Genomic DNA, 17,817 nt, shown 5'->3' on the forward strand with positions numbered 1-17,817 from the left:
GGTAGACTCCCCGTGCGGTCCCCCCTTCCCGTAACGACAATACGTAAAACAAATATTGATAATGATTCTCATCATTATTGTCGCACTGCGCACGCAGTGATAAAGTTGCTCCACCCAATGACACCCTGCCTCAGTGCCAAAAACCGCATGAACAATATGACTCCGCAGAATGAACCTGCCCGCCCGGTGCTGAGAAAAACCTTCTCCGTCAGCGAGTTTATGGACTTTGGCGAACGTTACGGTATCGACTACCGTTTCCCGCAGCAGCAGCAAAAACCGCAGGCGCCGCACGCCAGCCTCGTGCTGCGAGGGGAAGTGGAAGAGATGACGCTGCCGTGCGGAATGTGCGTTACCCATTCTGATGTTCATGTGCTGCAACCTTATGAGACGACCTCCCGCCATAGCAGTCCGCTATATATGCTGGTGGTGCTGGAGGGCTGCGTCGACCTGACCCTGAACGGAGAACAGCATCTCGTACGCTCCGGGATGGCGTTCACCTCGCGGCTTAGCGAACACCAGGCGATGAGCGCCCGCCACGATGCCGACAGCAGGCTACGGACGCTATCTCTGGGGTTGTATCCTGATGGCGCATGGCGCGATGGCCTGCTCGATTCATTGATGCGCGAATGGGAAAGATGCCAGACGCCAACGCTTATCTGGCAGATACCGGGCTTTCTGCTGAGCGGCTTGCAATATGCGCAGCAGAGCACGCTCGGGGGCGTTTCCCGCCAGCTGATGCTGGAAGGGCTCATTTTACAGCTGTTCGGCCATGGTCTGAGCGTGTGCCAGGATGAAAGCGCAAAACATGTCATCCCGGCAGGTGGCGAGCAGCAGCGGCTGGAGAGAGTTCGCCGCCTGCTGGAGCAATCTCCGGAGAACGACTACACCCTCAATGAGCTGGCCCAGCGGGCGGCGATGAGCTCCAGCAGCTTACGCAGCAAGTTTCGTCACGCCTACGGCTGTTCAGTCTTCGACTATCTGCGCGACTGCCGCCTTGAGCGGGCAAGAGGCTATTTGCTTGAAGGATATAGCGTGCAGCAGGCGGCATGGATGTCGGGTTATCAGCACGCCACCAACTTCTCTACCGCCTTTCGTCGGCGCTACGGCATCTCGCCCTGTGACGTACAAAAGACGGGGTAATGCATTTTTCACATTTCCGCGAAGAATACTTAGACGCTTTGGCAGCGCGCATACGCATCCTGGCATTCCGCATAGCTATATAAAGCATCAAAAAGGTAATAATTCTTATTAACAATTAGAAATGTCTTTGGAGATGTTCATGTTTGCGAAAACTCGCCTGGCGCTATTGGTAGGATGGGTGACCGGCAGCGTCGCCTTCCCGCTGCTGGCTCAGGAAACCGCTAAAAACGAAACCATCGTGGTCACTTCGCAGATGCAGAGCGGCGCGACCAAAATTGCCACCCCGGATATTGAGACCCCGCAGTCGGTCTCCATCATCACTCGCGAGCAGTTTGAAGAGCAGGGAGCGATCAGCGTACGTCAGGCCGTGAGCTATACCCCGGGGGTTTACAGCAACCAGATTGGCGCTTCCAACCGCTTTGACTATATCGTCCTGCGCGGCTTCTCTGACGGCAGCCTGGATAACGTCTATCTCGATGGCCTGAAGATGATGGGCGACACCAACTCGCACAGCTCCCTGGTGGTCGATCCGTGGTTCCTGGAAAATATCGAAGTGGTGCGCGGCCCGGCCTCGGTGCTTTATGGTCGCTCCTCACCTGGCGGTATCGTCGCCCTCACCTCGCGTAAACCTTCATTCGATCCCGGCGGAGAAATCAAACTGTTCGGCGGTAATAACAATCAGCGCGGGGCAGCGTTTGATGTCACTGGCGCGCTGGACGATAACGACCGGGTGGCGGCGCGGTTAAGCGGGATGACCCGCTATGCAGACTCCCAGTTTGACACCTTAAAAGAGCAACGCTACGCGATTATGCCCAGCCTGACCTGGCGCATCACCGACCAGACGCGTCTTGATTTAATGGCCTACCTGCATCGCGACCCGGAGGGCGGCAGCCACTCAGGCCTTCCCTATGAAGGCACCGTGGTCCCGCATGACGGCAAGAAAATCGCCAACACCTTCTTCGAAGGTGAAGATGATTATGACAAGTATGACCGCCGCGAAAATATGGTCGGCTATAACTTCGAGCATATGTTTGATAGCGGCTGGTCGGTACGGCAAAAGCTGCGTTATCTGCATACTAAAGTCGAGCTAAATCAGGTCTATGCTGCGGGCTGGTTGAATGAAACCGATCTGAACCGAGGTTATTCCGGCTCAGACGAGAAGATGAACGCTATTACGCTGGATAACCAGCTTGATGGCAGCGTCGATACCTGGGCGGTGAACCATCGCCTGCTGATGGGCATTGACTACCAGGATCGTAGCAACGACACCACCGGTTATTACGGTGCATTCCCGGCCATCAACGCTTTTAACCCGGTCTACGGCGCGAAGCCGGATTACATCACCATGTACAGTCGTGAAAAACATAAGCTGCGCCAGACCGGTTACTATTTGCAGGATCAGATGTCCTGGGACCGCTGGCGCTTCACGCTCGGCGGGCGCTACGATCAGGTGAGCGTTTCTAATATCGACAAGCTCAACAATTCTCGTAGCGATCTGGATAAGAACAACTTCAGTAGCCGCGCCGCGCTGATGTATCTGTTCGATAGTGGTTTTGCACCGTACATCAGCTACTCCACCGCTTTTACGCCGACCAGCTTCGCCGATGAAAACGGCAACATACTGGATCCGATGAAAGGCAAGCAGTGGGAAGCCGGACTGAAGTATGAACCGGAAGGGATGAACAGCCAGTTCAGCGCCTCGGTATTCCGCATCAACCAGACCAATATCGCCACCAAAGAAGAGCCGACCGATCCGTATCGTTCGATTGGCGAAATTGAGTCGAAAGGGGTGGAGCTGGAAGCCATCAGCCAGCTAACGGACAGCTTCCGTCTGCAGGCCGCCTATACCTACACCGACATCCGTTATAAGAAAAGCAGTCCGGAAGAGCAAGGCAAGCGCGCCGTTTACGCCCCGCGCAACCAGGCCAGCGCCTGGCTGAGCTACGATGTGAAAAGCGGCCCGCTTGATGGCCTGACGCTCGGTTCCGGCGTGCGCTATGTTAATGGGATCACCAGCGATCGCCTGAATACGCATACCCTGCCGTCCTATACTCTAGTAGATATGACGGTTGGTTATGACCTGTCGAAGGTAGGGATTAAAGGCCTCAGCGCGCAGCTGAACGTCAATAACCTGACGGATAAGAGCTATATCGCGGCCTGTAACTCGCTCTCCTACTGCTACTTCGGCGCAGAGCGCAGCATCGTCGGCAGCGTCTCCTGGAAGTTCTGATTCAGCGAAAAATGCCCGGTGTTTTTCTCGCCGGGCATCTGGTTAATCTTCTGCTTTATGGGCCCATGCGGGCATTGCTGTCAAATAGCGCATAGCCCGCTTGCGGGATTCCGCAGGCCCCACCTTCTGCCAGGAATCAAGAAACTCGGCCAGCCCGGAAACAGCATCTTCCCAAGATTTAAGCTGCCCTTCGCTATCGCAACACCAGGCACAATAATCATCACTTGCACCTTTCGCATCCTCGGCAGACATCGGCATTCCGCAGGCCTGACAAAATTGTTCTTGCTGTGACATAGAGCACTCCTTCCTTGCAAATTGAGCATAAAAAATACAGCATTTTTTGCACAATAACGTCCTACCAGTTCAAATAACCGTAAATTATTGCTGGTTATTACTGTATCAAACCGTACTGTGCCCTGCTCCCTGAGCGCGTTCGTCTACACTAAACAGGGATAGATGCAGCCAAATCAGGCATATTCCCGATTAAGACAGGACGCAACCATGCAACTTAACGACCCCACCCTTTTTCGCCAACAGGCATTAATCAACGGACGCTGGCGCGACGCCTCCAGTGGAGAAACCCTCGCGGTGACCAACCCTGCCAACGGCCAGCAGCTGGGCAGCGTACCCAAAATGGGCACCGAGGAAACCCGCGAGGCCATCGATGCCGCCAACCTCGCCCTGCCCGCCTGGCGCGCTCTGACTGCCAAAGAGCGGGCCAATATTCTGCGCCGCTGGTTCGATTTAATGATGGAGCATCAGGACGATTTAGCGCGCCTGATGACTTTGGAACAGGGTAAACCGCTGGCGGAAGCCAAGGGCGAAATCAGCTACGCCGCTTCTTTTATTGAGTGGTTTGCCGAAGAGGGGAAGCGCATCTATGGCGACACGATCCCGGGTCATCAGGCCGATAAGCGGCTGCTGGTGATTAAGCAGCCGATTGGCGTAACCGCCGCCATCACCCCGTGGAATTTTCCCTCGGCGATGATCACCCGTAAGGCGGGTCCGGCGCTGGCCGCAGGCTGCACGATGGTGCTCAAGCCCGCCAGCCAGACGCCGTTTTCCGCGCTGGCGCTGGCGGAGCTGGCGAACCGCGCCGGGATCCCCGAAGGGGTATTTAACGTCGTTACGGGTTCCGCCAGCGCGGTCGGCAATGAGCTCACCAGCAACCCGCTGGTGCGTAAACTCTCCTTTACCGGCTCGACGGAGATTGGCCGCCAGCTGATGGAACAGTGCGCGAAGGACATCAAAAAGGTCTCACTGGAGCTGGGCGGCAACGCGCCGTTTATCGTCTTTGATGACGCCGATTTAGATAAAGCCGTCGAAGGCGCAATGGCCTCTAAGTTTCGCAACGCCGGGCAGACCTGCGTCTGCGCCAATCGCCTGTACGTCCAGGACGGCGTCTATGACCGCTTTGCCGAAAAACTCCAGCAAGCGGTAAGTAAACTGCAAATTGGCGACGGCCTACAGCCCAATATCACCATCGGGCCATTGATTGACGAGAAGGCCATTGCCAAAGTGCAGGAGCATATTAGCGATGCGTTAGACAAAGGCGCGCGGGTAGTGACCGGTGGGAAAGCCCACGAGCTGGGCGGGAATTTCTTCCAGCCGACGATTCTGGTAGACGTGCCCGGCGATGCGAAAGTCGCCAAAGAAGAGACCTTCGGCCCGCTCGCCCCGCTATTTCGCTTTAAAGATGAAGCCGACGTGATAAAGCAGGCCAACGACACCGAGTTTGGCCTGGCAGCCTATTTCTACGCTCGCGACTTAAGCCGCGTATTCCGCGTCGGCGAAGCGCTGGAGTACGGCATCATCGGCATCAACACCGGGATTATCTCTACCGAAGTCGCTCCTTTCGGCGGCGTGAAATCTTCCGGACTGGGCCGCGAAGGCTCGAAGTACGGCATAGAGGATTATTTAGAAATCAAATACATGTGTATTGGGGTTTAGTAGATTTAATCCGCAACAATGCAACTGAGCCTAAAGAATGTTGTAACTATAGAGCAAATTTAAAAATCCACGCTGCCAGGACGTGGATTTTTTCTGAAGATGAGATTAAGAGTCTGATTAGGCTCGCAGTTTCACCGGCTCGCTGAAATCATCGGCAGGTTCCAGCTTCAGGCTGAACGTCGCCAGCAGCGCCTCGGCTCGTTCGTGAAAGCCGCGTAGCGTCTTTTCGAGCTTTTCAGTGACTTCAGGATCGTCAATAGCAACTGCGCGCCAGACCCCTTCTTTATCAAATAAACCAAACTGATAGCTGTAGACGAAGCGTGATTTCTCTGCGTCCATTTCCATCCACCATCCCCAGAACTCGCGTTTTTCCGGCGCCGGTTTAACGTTGACGCAAACTGCCAGGCAATCGAAAAAGAAGCGGTTGTCTTCACACTGCTCCTCACGGATGTAAGGTCCAAGAGCCGTGAATTTCTTAATCAGCTTACTCTTTAGGTGTCCACTCGGTAACGTCATTGCGATCTCCTTTAGTGATGCAATGACGTTACCAAATCAATAGAATTTAGCAATATATTAACTAAATCTATGGCTAATCCAACGGGCGATCTGCCGCAAGGCGTGATCGAAGTTGCGATAAACCGGGTTGAAAGGAATTTCCATCAGCTTGCCATCGGCTGATGATGAGGTAATCAAACGTGACTCCTCTTCCGGGCTGAACGGATCGTCCTTCCAGTAACCCGAGAGCATCGGTGTTGGGCTGCGGCGGCCCAGCAATCCCTGAACTTTTAACGAATAGCGGCTCAGCTCAACGCGCAGCGCCTCATCGGAAGCATCATGCATCCCCAGACGCGAAGCAAGAACGTCAAGATACATTTCCGGTACCCGCCCCTGATGAAGAGGATCAACCAGCAGACCATGCACCACCGGCCCAAGGCAGGCTACAGCTTTCAGGCGTTGCGACTCAAGATAGCCCAGCCGCACCGCAATATTGGCGCCGAAACGAAAACCAAATGCGGCCACGCGGGTATGATCGACCCAAGGGACATTAGACAGATGCTGCAATACATACTGGTGCAGCAAACTGGTGTCCTGGGTCAGCTTACATTTTGATGAGAAACCAATAGAAGGCATATCCACGGTCAACATGGCGATACCCAATGGTGCAAAATAGTTCTCATACAGGTTGTAATAATCGGTCTGTAGCGCGTCTAATCCGCCGCACATCAGCACCGTAGGGAAGGGACCATCGCCTGGCGGCATATGCAAGAAACCGGTTATCGGTGCTCCGCCGGGGATGGAGAACTCCAGTTCGCGCAGCTTACCCGGCAGCCGCTGGGCCGCTTCTTCATAAGCACGATACGCCAGGACCTGCGCCTGCTCAGCCAGCTCATCGCCCTTAATGTGCGGATAAGCGGCAATGCTGTACAGGTTTGCCGCATGGAGCCAGTGACGGCCGCTAACCAGAAGATCCTCTTCCTGACCAGCCTTTTGCTGCCAATCCATCGCCTGTTTGGCCCACTCAAAGATCCAGTTACCGCCGCGATAGCCGACCACCGTATCGTAAAGCTCCGGGTCAGTGCGTTCTGCATCGCTCATGACGATGCGCGCCTGCACGTCGAGGATCTCCTGCGGCGTCACGCCACGCCAAATCCACATCAAGCGGTTAATGAGTCGGTACCAGTGATCAACATTATTGCCGCTCAGCGCGGTCTGAATCGGTTGTTGCGATCCAGTGGAAAACCGACGCACCAGCGTTGAGGTTTCCGGATGTTTGAATCGGGGTTTAAACAGCGTTTCGCTAAGGTTAGCCTGGGACATGTGCAGCCTCCATCATGTTGCCACTGAGACTATTGTAACCTGCACAAGGGTAAAAAAAACCACGCCCGGCAAAACCGGGCGTGGTAATTAGCATTTACGCTGAAAATTAACGACCTGCGATAGGCGGTACGAACACCACGCCCATATCCCACGGTTGTTCAATCCAGGTTTCTTGCGGAATATCAACTACATAATCATCAACCAGCGGACGTCCTGCCGGTTTAGCGAAGATAGTGACAAAATGCGCTTTTGGATACATCTCACGAATAGCTACCGCGGTACCGCCGGTATCGACCAGATCGTCGATGACAATGAAGCCTTCGCCATCGCCTTCAGCACGTTTCAGTACGGTCAGTTCGCGCTGGTTATCGTGGTCATAGCTGGAGATGCAAACGGTATCAACATGACGAATACCCAGTTCACGCGCCAGTAAAGCTCCCGGTACCAGACCGCCACGGCTAACGGCAATAATGCCTTTCCATTGTTCAACCGGCAGCAGACGAGTAGCCAGTTTGCGGGCGTGAATCTGCAACATGTCCCAGGTGACGACGTACTTTTCGCTCATGTGAAGTGTCCCAGCCTATGTAATACGGCTTAAATTGTGTTCGAGGGGAAAAATGGTTGCGCGAGATTATAGAGATCTGGGGCGTTAAAAACCAGCGTTAAGCAGCCATCGCGACTCTTTTTGCGTGGTTTACACTACCGGAGTACGCGGAAAGTGGTATTCTCAACCCCATCGCGCAAGCCCTGGCTTGTAGTGTACTTGATTGCTAACCCCCGACCTGTAAACGACTTTTGCAGGCGCTCGTAAGGAGACTCATCGTGTCTGAACTGTCTCAGTTATCCCCGCAACCACTGTGGGATATTTTTGCCAAAATCTGCTCAATTCCCCATCCGTCCTATCACGAAGAACAGCTCGCTGAGCACATTATGGGCTGGGCAAAAGAAAAAGGCTTACACGCAGAACGCGACCAGGTTGGCAACATTCTGATTCGTAAAAACGCTACCGCCGGTATGGAAAATCGCAAGCCGGTTGTTCTGCAGGCACACCTTGATATGGTGCCGCAGAAGAATAACGATACCGTCCACGACTTCACTAAAGACCCCATTCAGCCCTATATCGACGGCGAGTGGATCAAAGCGCGCGGTACAACGCTGGGCGCTGATAACGGTATCGGCATGGCCTCCGCACTGGCGGTACTGGCTGACGACAACGTGGTCCACGGTCCGCTGGAAGTGCTGCTGACCATGACTGAAGAAGCCGGTATGGACGGCGCATTTGGTCTGCAGGCCAACTGGCTGCAAGCGGATATCCTGATTAACACTGACTCTGAAGAAGAGGGTGAAATCTACATGGGTTGTGCGGGGGGGATCGATTTCACCTCTAACCTGCCGCTGACCCGCGAAGCCGTGCCGGCTGGTTTCCAGAGCTTTAAATTGACGTTAAAAGGGTTGAAAGGCGGTCACTCCGGCGGCGAAATCCACGTTGGTTTGGGTAATGCCAACAAACTGCTGGCGCGCTTCCTGGCGGGCCATGCAGAAGAGCTGGATCTGCGTCTGGTCGATTTCAACGGCGGCACCCTGCGTAACGCCATCCCGCGTGAAGCTTTTGCCACCGTGGCCGTCGCGGCAGATAAAACAGATGCACTGAAGGCGCTGGTCAACGAATACCAGGAAATCCTGCAAAACGAGCTGGCAGCCAAAGAAAAAAATCTGGTTATCCTGCTGGAGTCGGTCAGCAACGACCAGGCGGCGCTGACTGCACAATCCCGCGATAGCTTTGTGCGCCTGCTGAACGCTACGCCGAACGGCGTCATCCGCAATTCTGACGTGGCGAAAGGCGTGGTGGAAACCTCCCTGAACGTCGGCGTTGTCACCATGACCGACGACAACGTGCAGATTCACTGCCTGATTCGCTCGCTGATCGACAGCGGTAAAGACTATGTCGTGAGCATGCTGGACTCTCTGGGCAAGCTGGCGGGTGCAAAAACCGAAGCCAAAGGCGCATACCCTGGCTGGCAGCCGGACGCCAACTCTCCGGTGATGCATCTGGTGCGTGAGACCTATCAGCGTCTGTTCAACAAGACGCCGAACATCCAGATTATCCACGCGGGTCTGGAATGCGGTCTGTTCAAAAAACCGTATCCGGAAATGGACATGGTTTCTATCGGGCCGACCATTACCGGTCCGCACTCTCCGGATGAGCAGGTTCATATCGAAAGCGTTGGTCAGTACTGGACGCTGCTGACTGAACTGCTGAAAGCCATTCCAGCGAAATAAGTCAAAAAAAGGTCCACACCGCAGGGTGTGGACCTTTTTGTTCATACTGACTAGCTAATTACCGCCCGCTAAACGTCCGCACTGGATTGCCGCGCTCAATCTGATGATGAAACATTCGCCGTTCAGATTTCAACGCTGCGCTATCATCCTGCCGCTGCTGTTCCAGCTTCCAGGCAATTAACAATCGCGCCAGCCGTTTATTGGCATGTTGACTCCGTTCCGACTGCACCTTCACGCTGATCCCGCTCGCCAGATGCGTGGCGCGCACTGCAGAGTCGGTCTTATTCACATGTTGCCCACCGGGGCCGGAAGAACGTAGCGTTTCAAAGCGAATCTCTCCGGACCGCTCCTGCTCGTCACTGGAAAAACGTCCTACGCCAACATACCAGTTTTTACGCCCGTGATTGGGCCGAAACGGACTGGGGAAAATCCACTGTAGGGTGCCGCACCAGCTTTCACTTAAGGCAAACGCGGCGTCGCCATCCAGCGAAAGCAGAGCCGAACGCAGCGTACCGGAATGCCGACCCGGCTCGCTTTCCAGCAGCGTCAGAGAAACCCGCTGCTCAGTTGCTTCCTGCATTAGCCGATCCAACGACATTTTTACGGCCAGACAACATTCATCTGGCCCCTGGGCAGAAGAGAGCTGCAATAAAATCATGCGCCTTTCCCTCCACTGGTTTTCAGCGTCAGCAGAGGACGCAAACGAGCGACCGGCTCAACCAGCCCAGCCTGCACCAGGCACTCCAGTACGCTTTCAATTGATTTATATGCCTGCGGCGCTTCTTCGTAGATCAGCTGTCGATCGCGGCAAATCACTCGGCTTCCCAGTTCGGTACGTGCCATCTGCACCGGGCTGTATTTGGCGGATAGCCGCCCTTTGCATTCGGTACGCATCCATTTACGCCCCGCCCCATGGGCCAGCGAATGCAGCGTTTCCTCACTGATAACCGGCTGAACCAGCCAGCTGTAGTCGCCGCGTGAACCCGGAATAATCACCAGACCACTACCGTCCGGCGTCGCCCCTTTGCGATGTAGCCAGCCTTGTTGTCCGCTAACAGAACACGGCTCGACAAAGTTATGCGCAACATCCAGCACGCGCTGCCCGGTCGCGCGAACCTGCTGCAAAATACGGGTAGCAATCAGTTCGCGATTGACTCGAGCAAAAGCCAGGGCATCGTTATGCTCCGCCAGATAATCCGCCGCCGCCACGCTCCCTTCGGGTAAACCATCGTGCGAAAAAGACGTGATATGGCGTTGCAGAATAGATTGCCCCAGTCCGCGAGAGCCGCTATGCGCCAACAGCAGCAGATGCTGAGCATCAAGACCGACCCGCTGGAAGCGCTCGCTATCGACGACCTGATCCACCTGTTGCAGTTCGGCGAAGTGGTTGCCGCCGCCAATGGAGCCCAGCGCGCTGCGCCAGGGGTGCGCGATAAGATTTTCCGGCAGGTGTTCATCCAGCCAGAGCTCTTCAGCAACGTCATCCATAGCGGCCAGTTTTTTCTCAAACTTATCCGCGTTATATTTCCGCCCAAGAATATCGGTTTGCCACAGCGCCATACCGCAGCCGATATCGTTCCCCACCAGAGCCGGGTAGAAATGACCGAGAGAGAAAAAGGCCGCGCCAATCGGATAACCGCGACCAGGATGTAAGTCAGGCATTCCCACCACGCGATGCATGTGGGGTAAATTTGCCGTCGTGTGTAATTGTTGGATCGCTAAACCTTCGATCCACAGATCGTCTGACGTAATATAAGAAATATTATCAGACGTATAATGAACATTATTGCCCATATACCAATCCATATATAACCGTCATACTCCAGGCTACATGCGCGTTAGTTACGTGTAACTCGAATTATTTGGGTATAAAAATAAATAAAGGATGTGGCAGACGTTACCAGGGCAAAAAAAGAGAGTTATTCCTGGGAAGGTCTGCAAAGTGCGTTCTGAGAATGTATTTTCATGGTGAACCTCCTTTGCAGTTAATAAATTAGGTGAAAGCGCACGTATAGTAATCAGGCGCAATTTTTATTGCAAGACGATTTGTCGCCGCATCAGATAATTAAGAAAACATTCACCGCGTGCTTCTATCACTTGTTTCTCTACAACGCTGAAACCATGACGTTCAAAGCAGGGTTTTGCTGTAATACTGGCTTCCACCGTCCAAATGCGTTCAGGAAACTGTATAAACAATGCATTGAGCAGCGTGCTGGCAATTCCCTGGCGGCTATAGTCAGGCGAGACAAACAGTAAATCGATATAGTCATCAACGGCAGTAATAAACCCAACGGGCGATTCATTTTTTACCGCCACCAGCACCTGAGAGGTGGCTATTTTCTGTCGCCAGCGAACTTCATCAACCTGCGCCCAGGCGGCAATTTGCTGTGAGGAATAATCAGCGCTGGCGGTCTCTTTAACGGCCCGTAAAAAGATGGCGCATAGCGCGGAAAAATCATGCGCCTCGTAAGGTCTTATTTTCAGAATCGTTATAATCCCAGAACTAATTGTCTCTCAAGCTGTGGGTCAAGAAGCGTCACATGCAGCCCCACCAGCCTCACTCCCCGGCCACCTCGTCGCTCTTGCCAGGCTTTGTGAGCAGTGCTGATCAAGTCATCTTTATTCAACCGGGGCCAGACATGTTCCTGCGTGGTGAGCTGGAAATCATTAAACTTCAGTTTGACTCCCTGGCGGGCAATCAGCAAATCCGGCTTTACCTTCGCCAGACGTCGTTCCAGCTCAGGGTAGAGATTTTCAATAATCGACTCACACTCCGCCCACTCGTGGATATCCTCCACCAAAGTGCGCTCGACGCCAACTGATTTACGCTGCCGCTCATTGTTGATCTCTCGCTCATCGATGCCCTGACTGCGCTCCCATAATATCCGGCCAAATTTACCAAAGCGCTTAAGCAACATCGCCAGATCGCTGTTTTGCACATCTTCACAAGTTCGCAGCCCCATGCTTTCCAGCTTCGCGGCAGAAACTTTGCCGACGCCAGGGATTTTCGACAGCGGCAACGTTTTGACAAACTCCGCCACCTGATGCGGCGCAATGACAAATTGGCCGTTGGGTTTGTTAAGATCCGAGGCGATTTTAGCGAGGAACTTTACCGGCGCAATTCCGGCGGAGGCGGTCAGATTTAGTTCACGATGAATGGTTTCACGGATCTCCTGCGCCATCAGCGTCGCTGAGCCCAGGCAAAGTACGCTGTCGCTGACGTCAAGATAGGCCTCATCCAGAGATAACGGTTCGATTAACGAAGTGTAGCGGGAAAAAATCTCCCGGATATGATTTGAGGCTTCTTTGTAAGCATCGAAACGACCGGGTAGCAGGGTCAGATGCGGGCAAAGTTTGAGAGCAGTGGCCGTCGGCATGGCGCTGCGCACGCCGAATTTACGCGCCGGATAGTTGGCGGTACTGATAACGCCACGCTGTACCCGACTACCGCCAATGGCGATAGGAATATCGCGCAGCGCCGGATTGTCACGCATCTCCACTGCCGCGAAGAAACAGTCCATATCAACATGGATGATTTTGCGCATAGTTAGCCCTCACTGACCACTGGACAAGTATACAGCAAAAATCGAGATATTGAGAAGAGATGTGTTGTAAGCGGCGATGAACATCGTGATGAGGAATAACCCGGCGTCGCTACGCTCGGCCGGGTGGAAACTGAAGAAATTACAGAATTCGGTTCTGCTGGCGTTGCTCTTCACGCGCTATTCGCCGTTTACGCGCATCGCAAGGCTCAGGGCAGTCACAGACTTTCTCTATCCCCAGCGAGGAGATCCCGCCACAGCTGCCCTGAATACTTTTACGCTTGATCAAGTATCCCAGCGACATCCCCAGAATAACCAGCGCGAAAATAACAAAGGTCGCCACAAATACCGTCAACATCATCAGCCTCCAAAGTCATCCAGCATGATGTTTTCATCTTCAACGCCGAGATCTTTGAGCATTTTAATCACCGCAGCGTTCATGACCGGCGGGCCACACATATAAAATTCACAGTCTTCCGGTGCCGGATGATCGCGCAGATAGTTTTCATACAGGACGTTGTGAATAAAGCCAGTATGGCCGGTCCAGTTATCTTCCGGCAACGGATCGGACAGCGCTACATGGAAGGTGAAATTCGGATTTTCACGCGCCAACTGTTCGAATTCATCGTCATAGAACATTTCACGCAGAGAACGCGCACCGTACCAGAAGCTAATTTTACGCGTGCTGTGCAGACGCTTAAGCTGATCGAAAATATGCGAACGCATCGGCGCCATTCCAGCACCGCCGCCGATGAAGACCATTTCCGCGTCCGTCTCTTTGGCAAAGAATTCACCAAAAGGCCCGGAAATCGTCACCTTATCGCCCGCTTTCAGCGACCAGATATACGAGGACATGATACCCGGTGGCGCGTCAGGTACTTTCGGCGGCGGCGTCGCGATACGCACGTTAAGCATGATAATGCCTTTCTCTTCCGGATAGTTAGCCATTGAGTAAGCGCGCAAAGTCGGCTCTTTTACATCAGAAACGTAGCGGAAGAGGTTAAATTTATCCCAATCGCCGCGATACTCGTCCGGTACATCAAAGTCGGCATAAGCGACCTTGTGCGAAGGACATTCAATCTGAATATAACCACCCGCGCGGAATGGAACCTCGTCGCCATCCGGCACGCGCAGCTTCAGCTCTTTGATAAAAGTAGCTTTATTATCATTAGAGATAACCTCGCATTCCCACTTCTTAACTCCGAAGATTTCTTCCGGCAGCTCAATTTTCATGTTCTGCTTCACCGCTACCTGACAGGCCAGGCGGCAGCCTTCTTTCGCCTCACGTTTGGTGATATGAGAAAGTTCAGTTGGCAGAATATCGCCGCCGCCCTCTTTCACCGTCACCCGGCATTGACCGCAGGAACCACCGCCACCGCAGGCGGATGAAACGAAAATACCGTTGTTGGAGAGTGTGTTGAGTAATTTATCACCCGCCGGAGTACGGATCTGTTTATCCGCCTCGTTATTAATTTCGATGACCACATCACCAGCATTCACCAGTTTTGAACGCGCGGCCAGTATCAACCCTGATAGCACCAAGACGATCAGCGTGAACATCACAACGCCAAGAATAATTTCCATACTTTCCGCCCTTATAGCTGCACACCGGAGAATGACATAAAGCCTAGCGCCATCAGACCCGTGGTAATAAAGGTGATCCCTAACCCGCGCAGGCCTGCGGGCACGTTTGCGTATTTCATTTTTTCACGGATGCCGGCCATCGCCACAATCGCCAACAGCCAGCCAATACCAGAGCCAAAACCGTACACGATGGATTCGGTGAAGTTATAGTCACGCTGCACCATGAATGAGACACCGCCAAAAATCGCGCAGTTAACGGCGATCAGCGGTAAGAATATCCCCAGCGCGTTGTAGAGCGCCGGAAAGTACTTATCAAGGATCATTTCCAGAATCTGCACCAGCGCTGCGATAACCCCGATAAAGGTGATGAAGTTGAGGAAACTTAAGTCAACACCCTCCACCAATGCGCTGTCGCGTAGCACCAGGTTATACACCAGGTTATTGATAGGCACGGCCAGCCCAAGCACGACCGTTACTGCAACGCCAAGCCCAAAGGAGGTCGAGACTTTTTTCGATACCGCGAGGAAGGTACACATCCCCAGAAAGAAGGCCAGCGCCATGTTTTCAACAAACACAGCGCGGACAAACAGGCTAATGTAATGAGCCATAATCGGTTACTCCTTTTCCTGCTGTTCAGGCTTCCAGCTGCGCACGGCCCAAATCAACAAACCGATAATGAAGAATGCGCTCGGTGCCAAAAGGAACATACCATTTGGCTGATACCAGCCGCCGTTCTGCACCGTTTCCAGCACAGTGATGCCAAACAGTTTGCCGCTGCCAATAAGTTCGCGCAGGAAGCCGACAATCAACAGAATCGCACCATATCCCAGACCGTTGCCGATACCGTCCATAAAACTCGCCAGCGGCGGCGACTTCATGGCATAGGCTTCCGCCCGCCCCATTACAATACAGTTAGTGATGATAAGCCCGACAAACACTGATAGCTGTTTCGAGGTCTCATAGGCAAAGGCACGTAGCAGCTGGTCAACCACAATAACCAGTGAGGCGATAATCGCCATCTGTACAATGATGCGCACGCTGTTAGGAATATGGTGACGAATCATAGAGATAAACATGCTGGAGAATGCCGTAACCAGCGTTACTGCGATGGTCATAACAAAAGCGGTTTCCAGCTTGGTGGTTACAGCCAGTGCAGAACATACGCCCAAAACCTGCAGAGTAATGGGGTTATTAGCGATAAGCGGCCCCACCAGCACACGCTTCATTTCTTTCATGTCGCCCAAATCAGCCATTATTCAGCTCCCCTTCGCGCACCTTATTCAGGAATGGACCAAAGCCCAGTTTGCCCATCCAGAAATCAAAGCTATGCTGGACACCGTTCGCGGTCAGCGTTGCGCCTGACAGACCATCAACAGCATGAACGTCACCCGGGCGCGCACCGCCTTTTACTATTTTCAGCGCTGGCATGCCTTTGTCGTCAAGTACCTGTTTACCAACAAACTGCTGACGCCAGTTCGGGTTTTCTATTTCCCCGCCCAGCCCTGGCGTTTCACCGTGATCGTAATAAGTAATCCCTTTAACCGTACGGCCATCGGTTTCCAGCGCAACAAAGGCATACATCACCGACCACAGGCCGTTACCGTAAATTGGCAATACGACTTCCTGAACCTGCTGCTTCTCATCGCGCACCAGATAAATTTCGGCAATATTGCTGCGGCGTTTGATTCCGGCCGGGTCCTGACTGGCTTCCAACTGTATGCTCTGCTGCGGATCCTTCAGCGCCTGGGAGTGATTAAACTTGCTCGGATCTTTATCCAGCAGTTCACCAGTGGCTAAATCGACTAATCGTGGAGAGATGCGGGCATTAAAAATGCCAGCCACTTCATCTGCATTCATCCCCTGCTTCATCAGCCCTGCAACCGCCAGGATATTGCGCTGTTTATCCAGCGCGCGCTGCTCCTGCTGGCGCGACTTCAGCCCCACGGCAGAACCGGCGACCACGATGGAACAGACCAGACAAAGCACCAGCACCACCAGCAGCGTTTTGCCGATGCTATCGTTACTTTTATTCTCAGCCACGCGACTTCCTCCGCTTAATATTGGCTCGCACCACCAGGTAATCAAACAGCGGAGCGAAGAGGTTGGCGAAGAGGATCGCCAGCATCATCCCTTCCGGATAGGCCGGGTTGACCACGCGAATCAGCACGCACATCACGCCGATAAGCAGGCCATAACTCCATTTTCCTTTATCCGTAAACGACGCGGATACCGGGTCCGTGGCCATAAACATCATGCCGAAGGCGAAACCGCCAAGCACCAGATGCCAGTACCACGGCATGGCAAACATCGGGTTGGTATCAGAGCCAATGAAATTAAACAGGGTCGCGGTGGCAACCATACCGATCAGCACCCCAGCGACAATGCGCCAGGAGGCCACGCGACCGAAGATGATAATTGCACCGCCGATGAGAATCATCAGCGTCGAGACTTCGCCAATCGAGCCAGGAATATTGCCCAGGAAGGCGTCCATCCAACCGATCGGCTGGCCGGTAATAACGTTAACCAGTGATTCACCACCACCGCTCGTCCACTGAGACAGCGGCGTTGCGCCGGAGAAACCATCCGCCGCGGTCCACACCAGATCGCCAGAAATTTGCGCCGGGTAGGCAAAGAATAAAAAAGCGCGCCCAGCCAGCGCCGGGTTAAGAAAGTTGCGCCCGGTGCCGCCAAAAATCTCCTTGGCGATAACAACGCCAAATGAGATCCCCAATGCAGCCTGCCACAGCGGCAGAGTAGGCGGCACTATCAATGCGAACAGGATTGAGGTAACGAAGAAGCCTTCGTTTATTTCGTGCTTACGCACGATAGCAAACAGAACCTCCCAGAATCCGCCGACAAGAAACACCGTGATGTAGATGGGCAGGAAGAATATCGCCCCCAGCGTCATCATGCTGAGCCAACCGGCATCAGCAGTGAAGTTCACCCCCAGCCATTGTGCAATGCTGTAGTGCCAGTTCCCGGCGATAACCTGCTGCAGTTGTTCAGCACCGTATAATTTATGCAGTGCCGGGATGGTTTCCTGACCAACGTTATACATTCCCCAGAACATCGCCGGGAAAACCGCAAACCACACCAGAATCATCATCCGCTTGAGGTCGATGGCGTCTCTGACATGCGCCGCACCGCGCGTCACCTGCCCCGGAGTGTAAAACAGCGTCGCCGTCGCTTCGAACAGCGGATAGTATTTTTCCAGCTTGCCGCCATGCGTAAAGTGCGGCTCAAGTTTGTCAAAAATTTGCTTTAAGCCCATCA

The 17,817-nt window shown here is 53.6% G+C and carries 18 protein-coding genes; 4 read left to right on the plus strand and 14 right to left on the minus strand.

Features of this window, described 5'->3' with window-relative positions; all coding sequences use genetic code 11:
• The first annotated feature begins 147 nt into the window (after nt 1–147).
• Complete coding sequence (locus ACMYSL_RS23130; protein WP_434660048.1) at nt 148–1,140, plus strand: helix-turn-helix transcriptional regulator; 993 nt, start codon at nt 148–150, stop codon at nt 1,138–1,140.
• Between the two features lie 121 nt (nt 1,141–1,261).
• Nucleotides 1,262–3,370, plus strand: coding sequence for a ferrioxamine B receptor FoxA (foxA, locus tag ACMYSL_RS23135; RefSeq protein WP_434660049.1), 2,109 nt, complete (start codon nt 1,262–1,264; stop codon nt 3,368–3,370).
• Between the two features lie 42 nt (nt 3,371–3,412).
• Here the strand turns inward: foxA and ACMYSL_RS23140 are convergent, their stop codons facing one another.
• Complete coding sequence (locus ACMYSL_RS23140; protein WP_434664222.1) at nt 3,413–3,622, minus strand: hypothetical protein; 210 nt, start codon at nt 3,620–3,622, stop codon at nt 3,413–3,415.
• 249 nt (nt 3,623–3,871) lie between these two features.
• On the opposite strand from ACMYSL_RS23140, the gene gabD reads away from it, so the two are divergent.
• Nucleotides 3,872–5,320, plus strand: coding sequence for an NADP-dependent succinate-semialdehyde dehydrogenase (gabD, locus tag ACMYSL_RS23145; protein ID WP_434660050.1), 1,449 nt, complete (start codon nt 3,872–3,874; stop codon nt 5,318–5,320).
• 117 nt (nt 5,321–5,437) lie between these two features.
• On the opposite strand, the gene crl is transcribed toward gabD, so the two are convergent.
• From crl to gpt, 3 genes are all read right to left on the minus strand, one after another.
• Nucleotides 5,438–5,836 (minus strand): sigma factor-binding protein Crl, encoded by a 399-nt coding sequence (crl, locus tag ACMYSL_RS23150; protein ID WP_181483450.1) that lies wholly within the window; start codon nt 5,834–5,836, stop codon nt 5,438–5,440.
• Between the two features lie 57 nt (nt 5,837–5,893).
• The gene (frsA, locus tag ACMYSL_RS23155) at nt 5,894–7,138 is read right to left on the minus strand and encodes an esterase FrsA (protein WP_110273885.1); all 1,245 of its coding nucleotides are present in this window, start codon (nt 7,136–7,138) and stop codon (nt 5,894–5,896) included.
• 106 nt (nt 7,139–7,244) lie between these two features.
• On the minus strand, nt 7,245–7,703 hold the full coding sequence (gene gpt, locus ACMYSL_RS23160) for a xanthine phosphoribosyltransferase (protein ID WP_110273886.1): 459 nt from the start codon (nt 7,701–7,703) through the stop codon (nt 7,245–7,247).
• Nucleotides 7,704–7,960: 257 nt separating this feature from the next.
• On the opposite strand from gpt, the gene pepD reads away from it, so the two are divergent.
• Nucleotides 7,961–9,418, plus strand: coding sequence for a cytosol nonspecific dipeptidase (pepD, locus tag ACMYSL_RS23165; RefSeq protein ID WP_181483452.1), 1,458 nt, complete (start codon nt 7,961–7,963; stop codon nt 9,416–9,418).
• Between the two features lie 58 nt (nt 9,419–9,476).
• On the opposite strand, the gene prfH is transcribed toward pepD, so the two are convergent.
• The 10 genes from prfH to ACMYSL_RS23215 form a co-directional block, all read right to left on the minus strand.
• The gene (gene prfH, locus ACMYSL_RS23170) at nt 9,477–10,076 is read right to left on the minus strand and encodes a peptide chain release factor H (protein ID WP_434660051.1); all 600 of its coding nucleotides are present in this window, start codon (nt 10,074–10,076) and stop codon (nt 9,477–9,479) included.
• Nucleotides 10,073–11,212: an RNA ligase RtcB family protein gene (locus ACMYSL_RS23175; RefSeq protein ID WP_434660052.1), complete on the minus strand. Its 1,140-nt coding sequence runs from the start codon at nt 11,210–11,212 to the stop codon at nt 10,073–10,075. Before ACMYSL_RS23175 ends, prfH begins: the two co-directional genes overlap by 4 nt.
• A gap of 237 nt (nt 11,213–11,449) precedes the next feature.
• Complete coding sequence (locus tag ACMYSL_RS23180) at nt 11,450–11,902, minus strand: GNAT family N-acetyltransferase (protein WP_434664225.1); 453 nt, start codon at nt 11,900–11,902, stop codon at nt 11,450–11,452.
• 5 nt (nt 11,903–11,907) lie between these two features.
• Nucleotides 11,908–12,963, minus strand: a complete 1,056-nt coding sequence (dinB, locus tag ACMYSL_RS23185) for a DNA polymerase IV (protein WP_110273891.1) — start codon at nt 12,961–12,963, stop codon at nt 11,908–11,910.
• Between the two features lie 139 nt (nt 12,964–13,102).
• Nucleotides 13,103–13,318 carry a (Na+)-NQR maturation NqrM gene (gene nqrM / locus ACMYSL_RS23190; RefSeq protein WP_167492892.1) on the minus strand — a complete coding sequence of 72 codons (216 nt, stop codon included), beginning with the start codon at nt 13,316–13,318 and terminating at the stop codon, nt 13,103–13,105.
• A 2-nt stretch (nt 13,319–13,320) separates the two neighbouring features.
• Nucleotides 13,321–14,544, minus strand: a complete 1,224-nt coding sequence (gene nqrF, locus ACMYSL_RS23195; RefSeq protein ID WP_182236510.1) for an NADH:ubiquinone reductase (Na(+)-transporting) subunit F — start codon at nt 14,542–14,544, stop codon at nt 13,321–13,323.
• A gap of 11 nt (nt 14,545–14,555) precedes the next feature.
• A complete protein-coding gene (gene nqrE, locus ACMYSL_RS23200; RefSeq protein ID WP_110273894.1) occupies nt 14,556–15,152 on the minus strand; it encodes an NADH:ubiquinone reductase (Na(+)-transporting) subunit E in 597 nt (198 codons plus the stop codon).
• Nucleotides 15,153–15,158: 6 nt separating this feature from the next.
• Nucleotides 15,159–15,797 carry an NADH:ubiquinone reductase (Na(+)-transporting) subunit D gene (locus ACMYSL_RS23205; protein WP_110273895.1) on the minus strand — a complete coding sequence of 213 codons (639 nt, stop codon included), beginning with the start codon at nt 15,795–15,797 and terminating at the stop codon, nt 15,159–15,161.
• Nucleotides 15,790–16,584, minus strand: coding sequence for a Na(+)-translocating NADH-quinone reductase subunit C (locus ACMYSL_RS23210; protein ID WP_182236508.1), 795 nt, complete (start codon nt 16,582–16,584; stop codon nt 15,790–15,792). The genes ACMYSL_RS23205 and ACMYSL_RS23210 overlap by 8 nt, the downstream gene beginning before the upstream one ends.
• Nucleotides 16,577–17,815: an NADH:ubiquinone reductase (Na(+)-transporting) subunit B gene (locus ACMYSL_RS23215; protein WP_434660053.1), complete on the minus strand. Its 1,239-nt coding sequence runs from the start codon at nt 17,813–17,815 to the stop codon at nt 16,577–16,579. The genes ACMYSL_RS23210 and ACMYSL_RS23215 overlap by 8 nt, the downstream gene beginning before the upstream one ends.
• Nucleotides 17,816–17,817 lie beyond the last annotated feature (2 nt).

Origin of the sequence: Klebsiella sp. MISC125 (assembly GCF_051131775.1) — a bacterium.
Taxonomy (GTDB): Bacteria; Pseudomonadota; Gammaproteobacteria; order Enterobacterales; family Enterobacteriaceae; genus Klebsiella.